This window comes from Pseudomonas sp. N2-3-1-14 (genome assembly GCF_041228395.1).
GTDB lineage: Bacteria > Pseudomonadota > Gammaproteobacteria > Pseudomonadales > Pseudomonadaceae > Aquipseudomonas.
Window position 1 is genome coordinate 3279750 of sequence record NZ_CP166199.1, and the last position, 20674, is coordinate 3300423.

At 57.6% G+C, this 20674-nt stretch carries 20 protein-coding genes, 1 tRNA gene and 4 pseudogenes; 16 read left to right on the plus strand and 9 right to left on the minus strand.

Annotated features, from left to right (window positions below; all coding sequences use genetic code 11):
- Nucleotides 1-28 precede the first annotated feature (28 nt).
- The 3 genes from mgtA to AB5I78_RS15060 all read left to right on the plus strand — a co-directional run bounded on the left by mgtA (nt 29) and on the right by AB5I78_RS15060 (nt 3994).
- Nucleotides 29-2743, plus strand: coding sequence for a magnesium-translocating P-type ATPase (mgtA, locus tag AB5I78_RS15050; protein ID WP_369302922.1), 2715 nt, complete (start codon nt 29-31; stop codon nt 2741-2743).
- Nucleotides 2744-2806: 63 nt separating this feature from the next.
- Nucleotides 2807-3154, plus strand: a complete 348-nt coding sequence (locus AB5I78_RS15055; protein WP_106579131.1) for a DUF2493 domain-containing protein — start codon at nt 2807-2809, stop codon at nt 3152-3154.
- An 18-nt stretch (nt 3155-3172) separates the two neighbouring features.
- Nucleotides 3173-3994: a hypothetical protein gene (locus AB5I78_RS15060; RefSeq protein ID WP_369302923.1), complete on the plus strand. Its 822-nt coding sequence runs from the start codon at nt 3173-3175 to the stop codon at nt 3992-3994.
- Here the strand turns inward: AB5I78_RS15060 and AB5I78_RS15065 are convergent.
- Nucleotides 3991-4680, minus strand: coding sequence for a tellurite resistance TerB family protein (locus tag AB5I78_RS15065; protein ID WP_369302924.1), 690 nt, complete (start codon nt 4678-4680; stop codon nt 3991-3993). The two genes, AB5I78_RS15060 and AB5I78_RS15065, sit on opposite strands and share 4 nt — an antisense overlap.
- A gap of 127 nt (nt 4681-4807) precedes the next feature.
- Between AB5I78_RS15065 and AB5I78_RS15070 the strand changes: the two genes are divergently transcribed.
- Entirely contained in the window at nt 4808-5335 is a 528-nt protein-coding gene (locus AB5I78_RS15070) for a DinB family protein (RefSeq protein ID WP_369302966.1), read from the plus strand.
- A 2-nt stretch (nt 5336-5337) separates the two neighbouring features.
- On the opposite strand, the gene AB5I78_RS15075 is transcribed toward AB5I78_RS15070, so the two are convergent.
- Nucleotides 5338-5796 (minus strand): GFA family protein, encoded by a 459-nt coding sequence (locus AB5I78_RS15075; RefSeq protein ID WP_369302925.1) that lies wholly within the window; start codon nt 5794-5796, stop codon nt 5338-5340.
- Between the two features lie 182 nt (nt 5797-5978).
- Between AB5I78_RS15075 and AB5I78_RS15080 the strand changes: the two genes are divergently transcribed.
- Nucleotides 5979-6260 (plus strand): hypothetical protein, encoded by a 282-nt coding sequence (locus AB5I78_RS15080; protein WP_145160938.1) that lies wholly within the window; start codon nt 5979-5981, stop codon nt 6258-6260.
- On the opposite strand, the gene AB5I78_RS15085 is transcribed toward AB5I78_RS15080, so the two are convergent.
- On the minus strand, nt 6238-6627 hold the full coding sequence (locus AB5I78_RS15085) for a VOC family protein (RefSeq protein ID WP_369302926.1): 390 nt from the start codon (nt 6625-6627) through the stop codon (nt 6238-6240). The two genes, AB5I78_RS15080 and AB5I78_RS15085, sit on opposite strands and share 23 nt — an antisense overlap.
- A gap of 230 nt (nt 6628-6857) precedes the next feature.
- Here AB5I78_RS15085 and AB5I78_RS15090 point away from each other — a divergent pair.
- A tRNA-Leu gene (locus AB5I78_RS15090) sits at nt 6858-6944 on the plus strand.
- Nucleotides 6945-7149: 205 nt separating this feature from the next.
- Nucleotides 7150-7326: a DUF3606 domain-containing protein gene (locus AB5I78_RS15095; RefSeq protein WP_145160942.1), complete on the plus strand. Its 177-nt coding sequence runs from the start codon at nt 7150-7152 to the stop codon at nt 7324-7326.
- 222 nt (nt 7327-7548) lie between these two features.
- Here AB5I78_RS15095 and AB5I78_RS15100 read toward each other — a convergent pair whose 3' ends face one another.
- Both AB5I78_RS15100 and AB5I78_RS15105 read right to left on the minus strand, forming a co-directional pair.
- Entirely contained in the window at nt 7549-8256 is a 708-nt protein-coding gene (locus AB5I78_RS15100; protein ID WP_369302927.1) for a hypothetical protein, read from the minus strand.
- 394 nt (nt 8257-8650) lie between these two features.
- Nucleotides 8651-9034 (minus strand): RidA family protein, encoded by a 384-nt coding sequence (locus AB5I78_RS15105; protein ID WP_369302928.1) that lies wholly within the window; start codon nt 9032-9034, stop codon nt 8651-8653.
- A 516-nt stretch (nt 9035-9550) separates the two neighbouring features.
- On the opposite strand from AB5I78_RS15105, the pseudogene AB5I78_RS15110 reads away from it, so the two are divergent.
- From AB5I78_RS15110 to AB5I78_RS15130, 5 genes and pseudogenes are all read left to right on the plus strand, one after another.
- A pseudogene (locus AB5I78_RS15110) lies at nt 9551-10270 on the plus strand (MCP four helix bundle domain-containing protein); the annotation flags it as partial.
- A 306-nt stretch (nt 10271-10576) separates the two neighbouring features.
- Nucleotides 10577-11176, plus strand: a pseudogene (locus AB5I78_RS15115) (methyl-accepting chemotaxis protein); the annotation flags it as partial.
- Nucleotides 11177-11260: 84 nt separating this feature from the next.
- The gene (locus tag AB5I78_RS15120) at nt 11261-11791 is read left to right on the plus strand and encodes a GAF domain-containing protein (RefSeq protein WP_369302930.1); all 531 of its coding nucleotides are present in this window, start codon (nt 11261-11263) and stop codon (nt 11789-11791) included.
- 497 nt (nt 11792-12288) lie between these two features.
- The gene (locus AB5I78_RS15125) at nt 12289-13110 is read left to right on the plus strand and encodes an alpha/beta fold hydrolase (RefSeq protein ID WP_369302931.1); all 822 of its coding nucleotides are present in this window, start codon (nt 12289-12291) and stop codon (nt 13108-13110) included.
- Nucleotides 13100-14614: an ATP-binding protein gene (locus AB5I78_RS15130; protein WP_369302932.1), complete on the plus strand. Its 1515-nt coding sequence runs from the start codon at nt 13100-13102 to the stop codon at nt 14612-14614. Before AB5I78_RS15125 ends, AB5I78_RS15130 begins: the two co-directional genes overlap by 11 nt.
- 198 nt (nt 14615-14812) lie before the next feature.
- On the opposite strand, the gene AB5I78_RS15135 is transcribed toward AB5I78_RS15130, so the two are convergent.
- Nucleotides 14813-15352 (minus strand): GNAT family N-acetyltransferase, encoded by a 540-nt coding sequence (locus AB5I78_RS15135; protein ID WP_369302933.1) that lies wholly within the window; start codon nt 15350-15352, stop codon nt 14813-14815.
- Between the two features lie 274 nt (nt 15353-15626).
- Between AB5I78_RS15135 and AB5I78_RS15140 the strand changes: the two are divergent.
- Nucleotides 15627-15812 (plus strand): annotated as a pseudogene (locus tag AB5I78_RS15140) (aldo/keto reductase); the annotation flags it as partial.
- Between the two features lie 108 nt (nt 15813-15920).
- Nucleotides 15921-16526, plus strand: a complete 606-nt coding sequence (locus AB5I78_RS15145; RefSeq protein WP_369302934.1) for a cysteine hydrolase family protein — start codon at nt 15921-15923, stop codon at nt 16524-16526.
- A gap of 45 nt (nt 16527-16571) precedes the next feature.
- Here AB5I78_RS15145 and AB5I78_RS15150 read toward each other — a convergent pair whose 3' ends face one another.
- Nucleotides 16572-16964 (minus strand): tautomerase family protein, encoded by a 393-nt coding sequence (locus AB5I78_RS15150; RefSeq protein ID WP_369302935.1) that lies wholly within the window; start codon nt 16962-16964, stop codon nt 16572-16574.
- A gap of 117 nt (nt 16965-17081) precedes the next feature.
- Between AB5I78_RS15150 and AB5I78_RS15155 the strand changes: the two are divergent.
- Both AB5I78_RS15155 and AB5I78_RS15160 read left to right on the plus strand, forming a co-directional pair.
- Nucleotides 17082-17222, plus strand: a pseudogene (locus AB5I78_RS15155) (LysR family transcriptional regulator); the annotation flags it as partial.
- Entirely contained in the window at nt 17156-17497 is a 342-nt protein-coding gene (locus AB5I78_RS15160; RefSeq protein WP_370004827.1) for a hypothetical protein, read from the plus strand. The pseudogene AB5I78_RS15155 and the gene AB5I78_RS15160, both read left to right, overlap by 67 nt.
- Here AB5I78_RS15160 and treS read toward each other — a convergent pair.
- Both treS and AB5I78_RS15170 read right to left on the minus strand, forming a co-directional pair.
- Nucleotides 17479-19545: a maltose alpha-D-glucosyltransferase gene (treS, locus tag AB5I78_RS15165; RefSeq protein WP_369302938.1), complete on the minus strand. Its 2067-nt coding sequence runs from the start codon at nt 19543-19545 to the stop codon at nt 17479-17481. The two genes, AB5I78_RS15160 and treS, sit on opposite strands and share 19 nt — an antisense overlap.
- A 255-nt stretch (nt 19546-19800) precedes the next feature.
- Nucleotides 19801-20571 carry a helix-turn-helix domain-containing protein gene (locus AB5I78_RS15170; protein WP_369302939.1) on the minus strand — a complete coding sequence of 257 codons (771 nt, stop codon included), beginning with the start codon at nt 20569-20571 and terminating at the stop codon, nt 19801-19803.
- Nucleotides 20572-20674: the final 103 nt, after the last annotated feature.

A 20674-nucleotide genomic window follows, 5' to 3' on the forward strand; every position in this document is an offset into this window, starting at 1 on the left:
TCGAGAATTGGCGACAGGAGTACAGACAATGAGCGCCGTAAAAAACACGCCTCTGCACAAGAAAAATGGCACCGACACCGACACCAAACTGTCGATGCGCGCCGCCCGCGAAGCCCAGAACGGCCTGCAGGCCACCCTCGCCAACGTGCGAGCCACCCAGGATGGCTTGACCGAACTGGACGCCTCGGCGCGTCTGCAACGCGAAGGCTTTAACGAAGTGGCCCACGACAAGCCGCCTCACGCCCTCGTCCAGTTCCTGCAGGCGCTGAACAATCCCTTCATCTACGTGTTGCTGACCCTGGCGGGCATCAGCTTTGTCACCGACTATTGGCTGCCGTTGCAGGCCGGTGAAGAAGTCGACCTGACCAAAGTCATCATCATCATGACCATGGTGCTGCTCAGCAGCCTGCTGCGCTTCTGGCAGGAACACCGCTCGGCCAAGTCCGCCGAAGCACTCAAAGCCATGGTGCGCACCACCGCCACTGTGCTGCGGCGTGAGCAAGTCGGCGCTCAGCCGACCCTGCGCGAAGTGCCGATGCGCGACCTGGTCGCCGGCGATATCGTGCAACTGTCGGCCGGCGACATGATCCCTGCCGATGTGCGCCTGATCGAATCCCGCGACCTGTTTATCAGCCAGGCCGTGCTGACCGGTGAAGCCTTGCCGGTCGAAAAATACGACACGCTCGGCGATGTCACGCAAAAATCCGCCTCTTCGCTGGCGGCCGACCAGGGCAACTTGCTGGACCTGCCAAACATCTGCTTCATGGGCACCAACGTGGTCAGTGGCCGCGCCAAGGCCGTGGTGGTCGCCACCGGGCCGCGCACTTACTTTGGCTCGCTGGCCAAGGCGATTGTCGGCTCGCGGGTGCAGACCGCGTTCGACCGTGGGGTCAACAGCGTCAGCTGGCTGTTGATTCGCTTCATGCTGGTGATGGTGCCGATCGTGTTCCTGCTCAATGGCTTCTCCAAAGGCGACTGGGGCGATGCATTCCTGTTCGCTCTGGCCGTGGCGGTGGGCCTGACCCCGGAAATGCTGCCGATGATCGTCAGCGCCAACCTGGCCAAGGGCGCTACCGCCATGGCCAAGCGCAAAGTGGTGGTCAAGCGCCTGAATGCGATCCAGAACTTCGGCTCGATGGACGTGCTGTGCACTGACAAGACCGGCACCCTGACCCAGGACAAGATCATCCTCGAACACCACGTCAACGCCTTTGGCCAACGTGATGATGCGGTGCTGTCCCTGGCCTGGCTGAACAGCTACCACCAAAGCGGCATGAAAAACCTGATGGACCAGGCCGTGGTGCAGTTCTCGGAACACAACCCCAAGTTCCAGCGGCCATTTGCCTACAGCAAGGTCGATGAATTGCCGTTCGACTTCGTGCGCCGCCGCCTGTCGATCGTGGTCAAGGACGCCGCCGGTGACCAGTTGCTGGTGTGCAAAGGCGCGGTGGAAGAGATGCTGAGCATTTCCACCCACGTCATGGAAGATGGCGCTGCAGTGCCGCTGGATGATCATCGCCGTGACGAGCTGCTGGCACTGGCCAATGACTACAACGAGGATGGCTTTCGCGTACTGGTGGTCGCCACCCGCAACATCCCCAAATCCCTGGCTCGCCAGCAGTACACCACCGCCGATGAGCGCAACCTGATCATCCAGGGCTTCCTGACCTTCCTGGATCCACCGAAGGAAACTGCGGGCCCGGCGATTGCGGCGCTGCAACAAATTGGCGTGGCGGTGAAGGTACTGACCGGCGACAACGCGGTGGTCACCAGCAAGATCTGCCGCCAGGTCGGCCTGGAGCCTGGTCAACCACTGCTGGGCGTAGAAATCGAAGCGATGGACGACGCGACGCTGCTGCGCCGCGTGGAAGAACGCACCGTGTTTGCCAAGCTGACGCCGCTGCAGAAATCCCGGGTGCTCAAAGCGCTGCAAGCCAACGGTCACACTGTGGGTTTCCTCGGCGACGGCATCAACGATGCGCCGGCGCTGCGCGATGCTGACGTGGGCATCTCGGTGGACAGCGGCACCGACATCGCCAAGGAATCAGCCGACATCATCCTGTTGGAAAAGAGCCTGATGGTGCTGGAAGAAGGCGTGCTCAAGGGCCGCGAAACCTTCGGCAACATCATGAAGTACCTGAACATGACCGCCAGTTCCAACTTCGGCAACGTGTTCTCGGTGCTGGTGGCCAGCGCGTTCATTCCGTTCATGCCGATGCTGGCGATCCACCTGCTGCTGCAAAACCTGATGTACGACATCTCCCAACTGGCCCTGCCGTGGGACAAGATGGACAAGGAATACCTGGCCAAGCCACGCAAGTGGGATGCGAAAAACATCGGCCGCTTCATGATCTGGATCGGGCCGACCTCGTCGATCTTCGACATCACCACCTTTGCGCTGATGTGGTACGTGTTCAGCGCCAACAGTGTGGAAATGCAGACCCTGTTCCAGTCCGGCTGGTTTATCGAGGGGCTGCTCTCGCAAACCCTGGTGGTGCACATGTTGCGCACCCGCAAGATCCCGTTCTTCCAGAGCACGGCCGCCTGGCCGGTGTTGATGATGACCGCCCTCGTCATCGGCCTGGGGATCTACGTGCCGTTCTCGCCTCTGGGCACCCTGGTCGGCCTGCAGCCGCTGCCGCTGGCGTACTTCCCATGGCTGGTCGGCACGCTGTTCGCCTACTGCTGCGTGGCCCAACTGATGAAAACGATCTACATCCGCCGCTTCAAGCAGTGGTACTGATCACCCGCCTCTGAAACGGTGGCCGTCGCCCGGCGGCCACCGTGCAACACAAGGATTCTGACTATGCGCGTGTTGATCTGTGCAGGTCGTCATTACGCCGACACCAAAAAGTCCCGCCAAGTGCTGGACGCTTACCACCGCCTGCGCCCGGTGCAGGTATTGATTCACGGCGGCAACCAATTTCTGGGCAGTGACGTTGAGGAATGGGCGCGGGAAATCGGCATTGACGTGGTGCGCTACCCGCCCAATTGGCAACGCCATGGCAAGCAGGCGGAACGCCAGCGCAACCATTTCATGCTGACCGACAGCCGCCCCGACGTGGTCATCGCCCTGCCGGGTGGTGACGACACCTCGGAACTGGTCTGCCAGGCCAAAGCCAGCGGCATTTCGGTGCTGACCGTAGAAAGCTGAATTCAAGCGAGGTGCATCATGCACAAAAAACACACCCCTCATCGCCAAGACGGGTTTGCCAAATATCGCGCACGTCACTATCGCGGCGCTCGCCATACCCTGTTGCTGCTGCCGCCGGCCAAGCGGCGTGCACTGCAACGCAACCTTACGTTTATTGGCGTGACCCTGGGCCTTGTCCTGCTCATCGCGCTGCTTTCCAAAGCTCACGCAGCCGGTGGCGCCTATGTGGTTGATGACGGCGCGGTCAACGCCCCAGGCGAATGCAATGTGGACGCCTGGTACACCGCCAATCGGCACGAAGGCAACAGCCACAGCGAAACCTTGAACCCGGCCTGTACCTTCAACGCACTGCCCTTGGTGCAATGGAGCGCCGCATTGTCGCGCGCCAGCCAGGCCGGCGATGCCCAAACGCAGGTCAGCCCGCAAGTGAAGGCCCAGGTGTGGTCACGCGACGACCTGGGGCTACAGTTGGCAGTTTCGGCAACGTCGCATGTTGCCTTGGATCGCCAACACGCGTTCGACGGTGCGGACCTGAATGTGCCATTGACCTGGCAACCTGTCCAAGCGCTGCGCCTGAACCTGAATGGCGGCTGGACGCATGCCTACAACGGCGGCGAGCAAAACCACCGCCTGACCTGGGGCACGGGGTTCGAATATCAGCTTGCGCATGCTTTGACGCTGATCGGTGAACGCTACGGCCAGGAAGGCGGCGACCAGGCGTGGCAGGCCGGGCCCCGCTTCCATCTAGGCGCGTTGGTGGATGTGGATGTCGTCGTCGGGCAGAGCCTGAGCGGCGAGCGCGACCAGTGGTTGACGACCGGCGCCACCCTACGTTTCTAAGCCTTGGCTTGCTGTTCCAGGTGCAGTTGCAGATCAGGATCGAGCTGCAACTGCCCTGCCAGTTCATCCAGATAGCTACGCTCGCCTTCCTGTTGATCATTGACCAGCATCACGCTGGCCAGGTAGATCTCCGACGCCACCGCCGGGTCGCGCGCATACTCGGCAAAATCGGCAGCATTGAGCGGCTTGGCCACTTCGGCGTCGAGCCATTGCTGCAATTGTGGGTCATCGGTGTGGCGGCCGATTTCGGCGCTAATCATCTGCTGCTCCTGCGCATCGATCTTGCCATCCGCCTTGGCGGCCGCAATCAATGCACGCAACAGTGCGTGGCTGTGGGCCTCGGCCTCAGGGCCGTCGAGCTGGTCAACCGTCTGAATGGCTTGCTGGGGTGCGGACGCCTGCTGTCGTTGCCAGGCCTGATACGCCTGAAACGCGGCCATCCCGAGGGACGCCAGTGCCGCGTAATTCATCCCGCCGGAACGCGCTTGCGTCGTACCGCCGGCGGGCGCGCCGCGCAGCAGCCCACCGAGACCACCCAACAAACCACCGAGCCCACCGCCGGCCGAGGCAGCGCCGGTGCTGGTACCTTTGAGCAAACCGCCCAACAGGCCGCCCAGGCCACCGCTCGAGGTGGCGCTGCCTGACTGCCCGCGCAGCAATTGTTCCAATAGATCGCTGGTATTCATGGTCTTGCCCTCCCAGGGCGCAGTGTTGGCGTTCAACAACCATAGCCCGCCGCAGCTGGAACACCATGACCGCCGGGCAGGCACGCTCTATGATGACGCCATTGCGCCGTTGAGAGAGAGAACCCCCGTGAACCGTATCGAGCACATCGCATTGATGGCGCACTACAACCAGTGGATGAACCGCAAACTCTACGACGCCGCCGGCACGCTGACGGACGCGGAGCTGGCGGCGGATCGACAGGCGTTTTTTGGCTCAATCCTCGGCACGCTGAATCACCTGGCGCTAGGGGATACCGTCTGGCTCAAACGCTTTGCCGAGCATCCAGCGGGCTTTTCGGCGCTGGCCCCCTTGAGTGCGATTGCCACACCCACCGACCTCAAGCAGCTGGCTTTTGCCGATATCCGCGCGCTGTCAGCCCATCGCGCGTGGCTGGATCAGCTCATCATCGAGTGGGCGCATAGCCTGCGCGAGTCCGATCTGGACCAGCACCTGAGTTATCACAACATGCGCGGCGCAGCGAACCGCAAGCCGTTCTTTGGCCTGCTGGTGCATTTTTTCAATCACCAGACCCACCACCGAGGCCAGGCAACCACGCTGCTGACCCAGGCGGGCGTGGATGTAGGTGACACCGACCTGCTGGCACTGATTGACTGAGCTCAGCGTGCGCTGAACGCGGCGTAGGCCTGCGTCAAGCGCGCAAAGTCCTGCGGCTCAGGCAATTGCGCAAAGCTTTCGACGGCAGGCGTGAAGGCCCAGGGCAGCTTTTCGCTGGTCCAGGTTTCCATGAACGGCACGTAATCGTGGGCGTCATCCAACAACGTCGCGCGCACATTGACGAATTCGTCGATGCCATGGGGTCGGGTAAACAGCCAGCTCATGCAATGCGGGCAGCAATAGTGACGGTCCACACCGTGCAAGCCGCCGATGACCGGGCAACCCTGGGTCACGGTAAAGCCACTGGCGGGGATCAAAGCGCTGAGGGAGAACGCGCTTGAGGTCATTTTCCGGCAGCCGCTGCAATGGCAAGCCATGGTAATCACCGGCGGCAGGCTCACGCTGAAACGTACCCGGTTACAACGGCAACTGCCTTCCAGGGGCAACACGTCGACAGTCATCATTCATTCCTTTTTATGATTTTTGGCCCCACAGGGTAACGTGAACCTGCAGCGCAACAAAACCGAACGCCACGCCGCGCCCGGGGTCCAAACCCTGAGGCAGCGGGGTTAATTGCCCCGCCCTGCTCACGTGCACCTGCTGGTCTGGGATGCGCGTACCCCCATAAGAAGGAGACGCTTACATGGTCACTCACTTCAAGGTCGCCGGGCATCTAGCCTGCGGCCACCACGGCAGCAACCTCACGTCCAGCACCGAGCTGAACCGAGTCAAATGCCGCACCTGCCGCAATACCGAAGCCTACAAAGAAGCGCGCCGCACACAACGCAATGCCGCTCGCCGCTCCGCGCGCAAAACCCAGACCCACACTGCCAGCGACTGGCGCAGTGCGTGGACACAACGCCTGACCGACCTGCCTGGGTTGCAGCGCTTGCCACGCGGGTTCAGTGGGCAGCGCTTTGTCTGATCTGTTCGGGTATTGAGAAAATATTCACCAGGTTCCCATCGGGGTCCTGCAGCAGTGCGCAAGTATTGCCCCATGGCATGACCGTCACAGGCATTACCACTTGCGTGCTGCTGACCCGCAGCAGGATAGCCTCGACCTCCTCCACCTGAAACTCCAGGATCGCCGAGCGGTTACTCGCAGCGACGGCCAACCCGTTGTTATGCAAGCGGATCAAACGCTCGTCGCTTATCGCCAGAACCACACCCTCGAAATGAATCTCGGCAAAACCATCAGCCCGATGCCGCGGCTCGATAGTCGACAGGTTTTGATAGAACCGTATGAGTTGCTCAAACTGTTGAGTCACGATGCGAACAGATGCAAATTTCATGAGCTGACCTGACTGGAATACGCAGGCGCACTCTAATTCAGGGCTGTGTCAGATAGTGACAGGAGCATGTCGTGGCGTGTCAAAACCCTCGCCTCGACGCCAGGTTCCTCGTGTAGATCACTGATCTGACAAGCTTTTTCAACTTTGCGCGAATGCAACAAACACAACCTTCGACCTTGCATCCCAGCGCCTGGGTCTATATATTCCCAACCCTGCTGCACCGCGCTACCGCCCGAATGGCGAAACTGGTAGACGCATGGGACTTAAAATCCCCCGCTCGTAAGGGCGTCCCGGTTCGATTCCGGGTTCGGGCACCATGGATATCAAGGGCTTGCATGAGGAAACTCATGCAGGCCTTTTTCTTTTTTGTTCCGCAATTTCCACACTGTTCCGCAATTCCCCTCCTCCGGCGTCCTGCCGAATGCACTTACCCTCCTGTAACCTCAATCGAACTACCCATACCTTCCCATGCTCTATCGGGAGTCGCCTGGGCCCTCCAGGCCAACCCGCAGGGAGTGGAATATGTCTGATGATCTGAAAAACCGCGGGCCTCAAGATCGTGCTCGAGTGAACACATCAGAACCTTGGGAGCTAAAGCACTGGACGAAGGAGTTTGGCGTAACAGAGCAACAGCTCAAAGACGCCGTTAAAGCTGTTGGTCCGATGGTTACTGACGTTCGTGAGAAGCTCGGCAAATAGTGTCAGACGCGCCCTGCGCTTGGCGGGGCGTATTCAATTTCTTCGCGGTGTCTGCGGCAACCTGCAGCGCCACACCGAAGAAGCTCCCTGCTACGCTGTTCGTCTCAGGGAGGAACGCCGATGCCACATTCAGATTTGATCCCTTCCCCGCTCTCAAAATGCTATGAAAACCAACTCGCTCTTGAGGAAACCTGATGCGCGCTTGATCTGTCGCCCCTTCATCTACTCGTAGTAGACCTTGGCGGAATATTTGTAGTCTCGTCCCAGTTTCGCGCACCATTCGGGGAAGCCGCCTATGGGATTTTCCGAATAGGCTTTCCAGTCCGCGATGAGGTGATCGAAATGCTGCACTTCAGATGTCAGATAAGCCAGCGCTTCGGGATCAGGGGCTTCTGCTATGAGTCTTCTGGCACGCTCCAGCGCTGAGGTCGCCTCGTCAACACTGCCTAAGAAGAAAGACTCGTCAAGATGATGGGTGGCATAGTCAACCCCTCCAAGCGCGAAGTCGATCAGCATCCTGCGGACAGGCATATCTTCGGGGAACCCAGAAAGTGCTCTGGTAAGCAGTTCAGGGTCACGGTTGAGCATCCCGAGCCATCGCACGGGTAAGGTTGTGACTGCATCTTCCTCCATCCATGCCTTCAACGTAGGCACCAGAAACCGGGCGGTGAGCGGCTGCGTCAGAAACTGATGGGTTTTTGAGGATCGCGAATTGGCTTCGAGAATTTTGATTGCTGCGCGACGTGCGGCGGCGCTATCAAACGAACTGGATGCGACGAGAAACCGTTCAAGTGCAGAAAATGCTTCGCGACGTAGCCCTTGTTCTCGATATCGACAATAGCTCGCAAGTGGCTTCAGGTCAGAATGTGCATCAAGGCTCTCCGCAAGCGCCAGAAGCCCTTCGAAATTATCATTGTTCCAATAATACATGGCAGTAAGGCCTAAGAAATGCGGCTCCGAGAGTATGCTCGGCGAGCGGCGCGAGCAAGATGAAAGCCATGCCTCATTGAATTGATGTCGTTGCCAAATGTTTAAACTCCCGCAGCGAGCAAAATTGCTGAGCTGTGCCCGCACAACTGGATGCCATTACGCAACCAGTAACCCCGCTCGCTACGGTCCAAAGACGTGATCACCCACCCTTTGCGCAAGCCGGGCACGAACAAGTGCTCGAAGGTCTTGCTGTTGGCGCTGGCGTCGATCCTCGCTGATCCCCGGGTGAACTAACATCGGCTGCCCTGACTGCAAAATTGAGTCGTCTTTTCCATGGCCATTTTTTGGGCAGTTTGCACATTGTTCGACCATGCAAAGCCGTCTCTACAGCCTGTCACACCCCGAAAATAGCCTCAATTTCGATATTCAGTTCCGGGGAAAACAACTTTGAAACCTCGACCAGGGAGCTGGCAGGCAAATGCCCTTCATAGTGCTGCACCAGCACCTTGCGCAGTTCGCCGAGTTGACTGAAGTCGGTGATGAATAGCGTCACCTTCAAGAGTGCAGACATATCGGTGCCCTCTTCGGCGGCAACCGCTTTAATCTGCTCCAAAATAGCATTGGCCTGTTTTTCTAGGCTCTGCCCTTGAGCATCAGTTCCGAACGCTGTGAAGCCTGACAGGTACAGGGTATTGCCATGTTTCACCGAATGCGAATAGGGCCCCACGGCAGGAGGAAGTGCTGCGTAAGTTTTACGTTCGATATTATTGCTTGGCATATTGGCGTGTCCGAAATGTCAGTAGAACGGCCGTGGGAAACGTGAGGACTAAGGGGCCTGAATTGATTCGGCCTTTAGATTAATTGTCGTAGAAATACCACATGACAATCGCCACTGTGGCGACCCACCCGAGGGTCAGCAGTATTGAAAGACCCGCGAGCCGCTTGTCCATCATGCCCTTTCAGTTACCAAAATGATCGAAGTCAAAGCGTTCCCGGCAAGCGTAGTTCACTGCGCGAAGCCTGCAACGGTGCGCACGTCGTTGCGGCACGCTCCGCTTGGATTAATCGAACTTTCCCCTCCAACCCGCTTACGGTATGAGCGCCTGCAACTCATGAGCACGCAATTATTTAGCGCGCCTATTATCCCGATGCATTCTTTTGTATTCCTGGATTTACGTCTGCCACCCAAGCTGCAGCCGAGAGTCACTGTGCCGCATGAACAGTCTGTTTTGTTCGCGCTCAACAAAATGACGTGGGTTGCCACGCCAATAAATCCCGGCCCTCGGAGGCCTATATGAAATTAAGATCCTTGAATATCGCGCGCAGGGCTTTCGTCTGCTTTGGGCTAATTACACTCCTGCTCATAAGCCTGGCGGGCTTCTCGTATTTGCAGATAGATCACCTACGTAATGCAGAGCAGGACATCGAGCAAAACTCCCTGCCCAGCGTCCAGGTCATTGACGACATTCAAATCGCCCTGCTCCATGCGCGCCTTGAAAGTATTCGCATGCTTTCGAGCACGACCAAGGATGTGCATGATAAATCGCTGTCGTTGGTCGAAGGCGCCATACAGACGCTCCAGTCGAAGACAGCGTTTTACCGTGATCATCTGATTTCTGGCGAGCAGGATGAAATCCAGTTTTCGAAGACAAACCAAGCTATGAATGTCTACATCGACGGTCTCAAGAACGTACTTGCCCTCGATATTTCTGACCATGACCAAGCTGTCCTTTTTGCGAACACAGAGCAGGCACAGCGAGCAAGCGCCTATCAGGAGCAGCTAACAACGCTTCGTGAGCAAAATGCGCGTCAGGCGGTGGTGTCGGGGCAAGACGCGACAGATGTATATACGCATAGCGTTAAAGTCTTGATCTCGGTACTGGTAGTCGCGTTTATCTTAACCATCGTCCTGGCGACCCTGTTCACTAAAAGCATTGTCAGCCCCATTAGCGCCTCGCTGAAGTTGGCCGAAGATATCGCGTCTGGCGACCTCACCCACGACCTTGAAGTTACAGGTTCAGACGAAGCCTCACGCTTGATGCATGCGCTCAATCGGATGCAGAAAAATCTCAGAAACACGATCTTGGAAATCTCGGGAGCGTCTGCCCAACTGAGTACCGCAGCGGTTGAAATGACCTCGATCACCGAAAGTGCCGATCGCACCCTTCAGCAGCAAAACAGCGAAATAGAGCAAGCAGCCACGGCAGTGACCGAAATGAGCGCCGCCGTCGAAGAGGTCGCCCGCAATGCCAACTCCACATCTGAAGCGGCCACGCAGTCCAGCTTGGCGGCTGATCTGGGCAATCAAAAAGTGACTGAAACGTTAACGGCCATGCGCGGACTGACGGAACTGGTCGAAGTCTCCTCAACCCAGGTGAAAGAACTCGCAGGCCAGGCTCAAGACATCACCAAAGTTCTGAGTGTAATCAGGGCGATTGCCGAGCAAACGAATCTCCTGGCGTTGAATGCAGCAATTGAAGCGGCACGGGCGGGTGAACAGGGCCGTGGTTTTGCAGTGGTGGCCGATGAGGTTCGGGCTTTGGCGCACCGCACCCAAACGTCGACCCAAGAAATTGAACAGATGATATCCACCATCCAGGCCGGTTCTTCGGCCGCAGTCGAGTTGATGCACAAGAGCACCTCTGAGGTCTACACCACGCGAGATACGGCAGAGCAAGCAGGCCAATCGCTACGCCAAATTATTGATTCCGTACTGGAAATCAACGACCGCAATATTCAGATTGCAACCGCTTCCGAGGAGCAAGCTCACGTTGCACGTGACGTGGATCGCAGTCTCATCAGCATTCGTGACCTGGCAATTCAAAGCACTGAGGGTACCCGCCAGACGTTGACTGCAAGCAATGAATTATCACGTCTAGCAGTCAACTTGAATGACTTGGTTCTCCGATTCCGGACCTAAAAGCTGGATCAAGCACAGTGCGTTCATGGCACAGAGTTACCAATCAACAGTGACACGCTCAGCTACAGACAGCAGGGGATAAAAATGGCTTCTCATGAGATTGCCTTGCACTCTGTGCTGAGCGCAGATGAACGCTCTGAAATAGCTGAACTGGAGGCCACATGCGCTATTTTGCAGCTTGTTACGCGCCTTACAGGAATGCGATTTGCCGGGATTGCCAAATTCACGGAAAAGGACTGGATAGTTTGCTCAGTTTTCGACCCAACCCATCTAGGGATAGAGGCTGGAAATATCCTGGAGTTGGAAATCACCCTCTGCAGCGAGCTGAGAAGAAACCCCAAAGCCCTCTTCATTCCAAAAATCAGTGGCGATCGCAGATATTCAGATCGCCATGTCGTCAAGCGATACGGACTGGAAAGTTATGCAGGCGCTCCTATCTTCCTTCCTGATGGGCGACTCTTTGGTGCTTTATGCGCGCTGGACTCACGCTCAATATTGTTTGAAGATCCGGATCTTGAGGAGACTTTGGTTTTATTCGCCAAGTTAATAGGCTGCATTTTTTTCACCAACCTTGCTGCTGAACAAAAGCCAGCAAGTCCTTGTCAGGCTTCGTAGAACTAATTGATTTAATCGTCAGCGTGCAATAGCGCGAACGTATGCCTGGCAGGCCCGAATGGCAGCCCCTACGCAGCGTACCAACATACTGGACACCGCCCAGATCTAGGGAGCGAGATGGGCAGCGCTGCAAGCCTGCCTTGCAGCCCCACCAAACGCCTGTCCAGCCGGCCGTTGGTCAGCGATGTAGCGTGCAGCCAAGGCTCGTCTGCACCGAGCATTCCGCCAACATCGGGCCTCACAAAAACAAGAGATTTTCACGGCGCCAGGCTAACCATCCGAAAAGCCACCTCCAGGCATACGCTTAAGCATCACGTCCCAAGTTTTTAAACCGGCTGCCATACATGCGTTCTCATTTTGCCTGCTGCGTCATGCCCGTTGAAACTTGCTATCGTCCAGGTTTTTGCTGCCAAGCAGGACGGACAACGGCAGTTAATGACGTAGACTGTTAAACTCGCCCTTTCGAATTCCATGTGTGATCAGCGCAGGAGGCTTAAATGTCTGTCCTAACCCGCAACAATGTACGCGTCCATGGTTCAGGCCCTGTCACTCTAGTTTTTGCGCATGGTTTTGGGTGTGATCAGAACATGTGGAGACTCGTCGAGCCGGCATTCCGCGAGAACTTTCGGACGATTCTTTTCGACGTTGTAGGCTGTGGGAAGTCAGACCTCTCAGCCTATGAGGTTGTGAGGTACTCATCATTGAAAGGGTACGCGCAGGACATCGTGGAGATTATTGAGGAGTTTGCGGACTGCCCGGTCATATTTGTTGGGCATTCTGTCAGCGCTATGGCGGGCGTAATCGCCGCGAATAAGCGGCCTGATCTATTCGGGGCGCATGTCATGGTTGGGCCTTCACCGTCGTATATCAACGATGGTGAATATTTTGGTGGTTTCAGCAGGGAGGACATCGACTCTCTTCTGGAGACGTTGGAAAGCAACTACCTTGGCTGGTCGAGCTCCATGGCCCCCGCCATCATGGGCGCGCCTGGACAGCCCCATCTTGGTGTCGAATTAACCAATAGCTTCTGCCAGACAGACCCTGATATTGCGAAGCGGTTCGCCAGGGTCACGTTCCTATCTGATAACCGCACTGACGTGGCCAAGCTACTGGCGCCGGCGCTGATTATTCAGTCATCCGACGACATCATTGCACCTGTCGAAGTAGGTCGTTACCTCAACAAGGTGATCCCGGATAATCGTCTTGAGGTGATAGAAAACGTCGGGCATTGCCCGCACCTGAGTGCTCCTGATCTATGCATCAATTCGATCCAAAGCTTCATTGCAAGCGTTCAGGGTCGAATTGCTCATGGCGGCTAATGACGACCCAGTCCCTGATGCCGACTTGCTTTACGAGCACGCTCCCTGCGCCCTCATTATCACCAGCAAGGCCGGTTTAATCCTTCGCGCAAATGCCACCTTCTGCGAATGGTTGGGATACTCCAAAGATCAGTTGGTTGGCCGACGTAAACTACAAGAGTTGCTGACCGTCGGAGGACGAATTTTCCATCAAACTCACTGGATGCCTTTGCTTGAGATGCAGCGTTCCATCTCCGAGGTAAAGCTTGAGTTTGCGACGTCTGAGGGTAAAAAATTACCGATGATTCTCAATGCAACAAGGCGGGAACACCTTGGCGGCATTTTCGATGAGGTTTGCGCGTTTGTAGTGATCGAGAGGCATCGATTCGAGCAGGAAGTGCTGATTTCCAAACGGCAAGCTGAGGAATCGCTCGAAGCTCACCTAGCTCTTCAGCGGGATTTGTCGGTTGCCGATGCAAGGCTGCGAGTTGCTCTAGAGTCGGCCAAGATGCACGTTTGGGACGTCGACCCGGTGACACTTGAGCGTCGTTACGATAACAGCGTCGCGCAATTGCTCGGTTACCCGTCAAACCAAGATGTTTCAGCGTCAGTTTACTCAGACCTGATAGACCCTAATGACCTTCCAAGAGAGGCCGAGTTATTTTCGGCGGCTCTCGGATCGGTAGCTCAGGAGTATCGCTGCATTTATAGGTTGAACGGCGTTGACGGCGTTCAGCGCACGGTACTCTCCACTGGGCGTGCGGCATTCGACCCAAATAACAAGCTCGTTCAGTTTGTCGGTATCCTTCATGACATCACAGACGTAAAACGGGAGCAGGCAGCAGCAGAAGACCGTGCTCTATTCTCTGAGCAAATGATTGGGATAGTGAGTCACGATCTGCGTAATCCCCTATCGGTGATCTCAATGGCCACCGAGGTGCTGGAGCGGAATGATCTGTCCCCCAGGCAGCAGAAATTGGTTCGGCACACTCAGGAAGCGGCGCAAAGGGCACGCAGGCTTATCAACGATTTGTTGGATTTCACGCAGGCCAGAATAGGACGCGGTATTGGGGTAACAAAAACGACTATCGACCTACACCTGCTGATCGCTGCGGCTGTCGAGCAGCTTCGAATCGTTTATCCCAAACGAGAGCTTCTGCATTCAACCAATGGGCAGGGTCTATGCATGGCTGACAGCGATAGGCTTACGCAGCTTGCAGGTAACCTTATTTCCAATGCTGTTACATATGGAGCGGTGGATCGCCCGGTGACAGTAACCTCCTCCATTACGGAGCAAGGTTTCGAGCTGGTAGTGCACAACTGGGGTACACCGATTCCTCCAGACTTCCTCGCCACGGTCTTCAGTCCAATGACTCGTGGTGTCAATCTTGCGCAAGATAGTCGCAGCGTTGGATTGGGGCTTTTCATTGTCCGCGAAATCGTGAAGGCACACGGCGGCACGGTTTCGGTTAGCTCAACCATTGAAAGTGGGACAGAATTCAAGGCTACTTTTCCGTTAAAGTAAGCCTGTGACCCCTGTTAAAAAACACTTTCGCCAGATGCAAAAAGCCCAGCGCGGGCTGGGCATTGACGGCTGTTAAGCTCCGATGCGAGAAAGCGCTGGAGCGTTCCAGCAAAGTCCGTCGGACAGACCCTTTTCTTTTTGCCCTGCGCATATCCCCCGCGTCCCGCCGACCGACGATCACACTCGCATCCTGATCCGCTACAACTCGTTACCCACCAACGCATCACGCTCAACTTTATAAAAAACGGTCTCTTGGGTGCGCCCGGCGACATCCTTCGTCGCGGAATGCGACAACCTCCCGCCGATTTTCTGCAGGGCCCGTTGTGAGCGAATGTTCTGAGCGCCGATATGGAACCATACGGTGTCGACCCAGCGAAATGCGTGGTCGAGCATCAGGCGCTTGAGTTCCCCATTCGCCGCGCCGCCCCATTTTTCGCGGGCTAAAAAGGTGTACCCAATCGCAACCTCACGTTTTTCTTCACTGAAGTCGTAGTACCGAGAACTGCCTATCACCGCATGACTGGCACGGTCGATCACCACCACAACGCTCTGCGACGTTAATGCCTCGTCGAACCACTCACGAAATACCGGCGCCTGATAGCGGGTTGGACTCGGGTGCTGAGCCCAGAGCAAAGGATCGGCGGCGACGCGGTACAGGGCGTCGAAATCTGCGCTGTCCAACGGGCGCAACTCAAGCGTGTGCCCGACGATGGACGGCGGAATGGGCAGCGATTGCATCGATTTTCTCCATAAATTCGACGTGGGCGGGTCGTGACGCGTAGGCCGTTAGCATCGCGATAATCAGCCTATTTGCGCCAGGCCGATGAGCAGCCACGCAAACATCACTCAGGCTTGAACACCCAAAAACCCGCAATAGATTTTATGTAGAATCTATTTAATAGATATTTGCAGTCATGCCTCTTCATTCTCGCTTGAGAAATTCCTCAACGAACACGACCCAAGCGTCGTGCTTGACCTACGATTAAAGGCCTGATGAGGCCGAGGTGATGCGATGAGTTTGAAAGACAACATTATCGGGCAACTGGGCTTCGGCACGGCGCCGCTGGGCAACATGTTCCGCGCCATTGACGAAGACGAGGCGGCCGCTGCCGTCGCCGCCGCCTGGGCTCAAGGCATCCGTTTCTTTGACACAGCGCCGCTGTATGGCGCCGGCTTGTCCGAGACTCACCTGGGCAAACAGCCCCGCGTATCCGGCGGTTGCCGCACACCGTTTGAAGGGTACGACCTACAGCGTCGCCCTGGTTGAAGGCAGTAACGAATAAACCCTATTGATCGGAGAGCGACCATGCACCCGCATAAAACCGCAATTGTGTTGATTGAATACCAGAACGACTTCACCACCCCCGGCGGAGTGTTCCATGACGCCGTGAAAGGCGTCATGCACACCACCAACATGCTGGCAAACACCGCCACCACGATTGAGCAGGCACGCAAGCTGGGCGTGAAGATCATCCACTTACCGATCCAATTTGCCGACGGCTACCCTGAGCTGACCACACGCTCCTACGGCATTCTCAAGGGCGTCGCCGACGGCAACGCCTTTCGCGCCGGCACCTGGGGCGCCGAGATCAGCGACGCGCTGACGCACGAAGCCGCTGACATCGTGATCGAAGGCAAACGCGGGCTGGACGGGTTCGCCACCACCGGCCTGGATTTGGTCCTGCGCAACAATGGCATCCAGAACCTGGTCGTCGCAGGCTTCCTGACCAACTGCTGCGTCGAAGGCACGGTTCGATCAGGGTACGAAAAAGGCTATGACGTGGTGACCTTGACCGATTGCACCGCGACGTTCAGTGAAGAACAACAGCACGCAGCCGAGCAGTTTACCTTGCCGATGTTTTCGCAAACGCTGCAACACACAGCGTTTCTGCAGGCGCTGAACGCCGAATGAAAAAAGGGGCGACTCAGACTGAGTCGCCCCTTTTTAGTGCCCCGGTCACTCGGTCGGCGCGTACTGCATTTCACCATTACCAAACGACCAGTCTTCGCGCTTCACGTCCACCAGACTGATCCACACGTCTTCCTTGCGCAACCCGGTCCTGGCGTGAATGCCTTCGGCGATGAATGCATAAAAGGCCTTTTTCACGTCAATGCTGCGCCCGGCGTTCCAGGTCACCTGGATAAACACAATCCTGGGCGTGTAGCTGATCCCCAGATAACCGGCCGCCGGGTACACCAGTTCATCCTTGGCATGACGGTTGATGATCTGGAATTTATCGTGCTCAGGCACGTTGGCAACGCTGGTCATCGCCGCGTACACCACCTCGCTGATGGCCGTCGCGGTGTCAGTAGAGGTGTCGGCGGCAAGGTCAATTCGGACTAAAGGCATGAACATATCCTTAACAGGGTGAGCGGCCATCCACACCGGCGGCCAGTGATACAAAGCTAGTCGCCACCACAAGATTCATCAAGCGCATAATTTTCCAAAAGATGATGAGTATTTCGCATGCTGCTTCAAGACTTGAAGGCCTTCGTCACCGTGGTCGATAGCGCGTCACTGACCAAGGCAGCGCAAACCCTTTGCCTGACGCAGTCCGCGGTTTCTCGTCGCATTCAGCACTTGGAAGAAACCTTGGGCGAAGCATTGTCACGCACTGGAGTTCCAAGCTCGAACAACGCCTGCTCCTCGGCGAACTGGATGCGGCCACGCTGATGCTGTCCGCCGCCAATAGCCCGCCTGCCTCGCTGCAAGCGCAACGGATTGCCACACTCGACATTCAGGTGGTACAGAGCAAGCGCACACCACTGCTGGCCCAAGGCATTGCCGACGGTTTGCGCCAGCGAGACGCAGAGGATGCGGCGCTGCGCAAGGCTCACGCTCGAACGCCGCGTTCAGGCCGCACTCAAACCATCGGCGAATGACTGACGACGCGCAGCGCCAGGCCCTCGTAGGCATCCAGCGTGATCGTAAATTCACCCTCGGCAGTGAGGTCGCCCTCAACCCGTTCATTGATGATGTCCACCACCGGCCCCGGCGCGATATTGGGCAGGTGCAGGGTTTCGGTGATCGCGCTGTTGCTAAAGTTGAGCGCGGTAATCTGCGTACCCTTCCCGGCCGGCAACTCGTGGACCATGATCAGCAAGCCGGGATGCTCGACGTCCGGCACCAGAATCTGCCGGCTGGCGGCGATGCCATAGGCACTGCGCACCGCGAGGATTTTTTGCAGCTGCGAGGCAAACGACTGCGGGTCCTGCAACTGCTGGTTAAGGCTGCCATACAAGGCTTTGGAGCGCGGCATTTGCCCCGCCGACAGCTCGGCGTCGGGGTTCAGGTCCACCAGGTCGTAAGCGCCGCGATGCACCCAACGGGTATCGCCGTCGGCCATCAAATGCGCGACTTCATCGGCCGCCAACGGCAGCGCGCCAACCAGGTCCCAACCCGACAAGGCAAACACCCCAGGCTGCATGGCGTTGTACATCACCAACAACAAATGGATCTGCCGGATCTGCTCGATATCGGCCGGCGTAATCGCCTCCAGGTCACGAATACCCAGCGCTGCAGTGATGATGCTGGCGGTGGTGCAGGACACGCCATTGGTGACGAATTTGAGGTTGTACGGCGCATGTTCGCCGGTCAGGCGTTCGTACATCTGTTCGCGGATATGCTCACGCAAAATGTTGCCGGGGAAAGTCTGGCCCTGGTAGAGGTAATTGTCGTGGGCGTGCAAGGTCCAGAAATGAACCAGCTCCAGGGTCAGTTCATCGTGGTTTTGCAATGCATGAATCAGGGAGCCTGGGTCGATGCCCTGGCTGTGCATCTCGCGCAGCATCAGGCGCAGAAACTCGGTGTCGCCCATCAGCAACGCATGCTGATACGCAGGGCGCGTGATGAAGTCATAGGACAGGTCCGCGCCGCCGTGTGACATCGAGGCGATGTCATCCACCGTCAGGTTAAGCTCCTGAAAGCTGAACCCACCGGCCTTGCGAATCGCGCCGCCGAGCAACTGGTTGCCGGTAATCGACAGCGGATGGCTCTCCGACCAGGCACCGCCCTCGAGCTTGCGCTCCACCCCCAGAAAGCCGTTGGCATCCAGGCGCAGGATCTTGGCGCCCATCACGTCAATCGCATGCAGGGCGTCGCCGATGATCATTTGCTGCGCGGCGAACGAAGGGTCCAGCCAGTTCAGCGATGGCTGGCCTTCCTTGAAGTAATGCAGGTAGACCCAACGGCGCGGCTTGCCATCCACGCCGACCACCACCGGGGTAGCGCTCCAGTCGGTTTCCTTCACGCCGGGCTCAAAGAAAATCACCCGCTGCAACTGGCCGACGATGTAATGCTTGTCGCGCAGCGCATCCACCTGCACCGGGCTGAGGTTCTGCGCGTCCCGGCCTTCGGCGACATCGGGCAACATCGGCCAGTCTTCTTCGCGGATTTCCACCATGTGGTAGAGCCCGGGATAGTCCTCGTACGCCATCTCGGCCAGACGAAAATCCGCGCCCTTGCCGGTGTGGGATGGGATCACGTCGTCGATGATCACCGCATTGTGCGCAGCGGCCATGCGCGTCAGCGCCTGCAGCTGCGCCTCGGTGCCCAGCTGCGGGTCGATTTCAAAACTGATGCGGTCAAAGTTGCCGTCGATGGTCGGCGTATGCCGCGTGCCAGAGAGCCCGCCGGATTTTTTCAGTGGGCCGTTGTGAATGCCCTGGATGCCGATCTTCGACAACGCGTGCCACAGGCTTTCATCCCCCAGCGCCTCCAGCACCGTGCCGTTTTCACGGGTCACGATCGAGGCTGGGTACGCGGTAAACCACACCGACGACAAGGCTGAAGCATCACGCGGCCGGGTATGCGCATACGGCTGCTGCCACAATCGCCCTTGCCCCGAATAGAGCTTGGCGCGCTGGCGCGCCGCGTGCAGCATCGATTGCTCAACCAGCCAGTTCACATGATCGTTGTCCGCCGCCGTCATAAGCCCGTTACCTGTGTGCGTGAAAAAGTTATCTGTAAGCATAGGAGCCGCCACGGGTGCGATTCGTTGCATTGCAATTTGCACTGTCCGTGCAGCGCAGTTCCTAGGCGTTGAATCGCGCACTCGACTCGCCGGGCGCATGAGCAAATCACGCGGCGTCATTGTGGCCACCGGGAACCGCCATCTAGTCGCTCGCCGCGTGCGCGCTGGCAACAGCGCGGGCGCTGCTCGCGGCGAAGCTCAATGGCTCAGGTCTCACGCACGGCCTTGCGTCGCCTGCCGATACTGCCTCGGTGTAAACCCGGTCAACGCCCTGAACTGGCGGGTGAACGCGCTGTGGTCGGTGTAGCCGCATTGCAGCGCGACCTCGGTGATCGGCAGTTCGCTATGCAGCAGCCGGTGCGCGTGCTCCAGGCGCACTTTCTGGATCATCTGCCGTGGCGTCAGGTGGAAAACGCGTTTGCAGTAGCGCTCCAGCTGCGCCACGGAAATGCCGGCGATGCGCGTCAATTCACCGAGGCTGACGCGTCGGTTGAAATGCGTGCGGATGTACGCGTCGACAGCGGCCAGGCGCTGGTACGCCGGGTGCGTTTCGCTGGCTGACTGCAGGTCGACGGAGATGCCTGCCAGGCCGATGATCTGGTTTTCATCGCTGTACAGCGGCCATTTGTGCGTCAGGCACCAGCCGGGTTCGCGCGTGCCATAGAGGTGCAGTTCCAGCTGGTCTTCAAGCACAAACCCCTGTTCGAGCACGCGCCGATCCTGTTCGGTATAGCCCGGCCCCAGTTGCGCGGGGAACACTTGCGCACTGGTCTTGCCCAGCAGCGGTTGCAGCTGCTTGAGCCCGCAGCGCTGCACCAGCGTGTGGTTGGCGAGCACGTAGCGCGCCTCGATGTCCTTGATGAAGATTGCGGCATTGGGGATCACGTCGAGCATCGGCAACAGCTGCGCCACCCCGGCCAATAGCTGCTGCATGTCGTGGGGACGATTGGCCTGAAAAAGGCTCGCAAATGCGCTCGGCAGCATGAACTGGACTCCCCTGTTTTCGAGCAGATTGCCCCATGCCGAAGTGACTGTCGAGCGCGGCAAACTGTGCCGAATTCGTCATCCACACAGGCGCAAAACATCA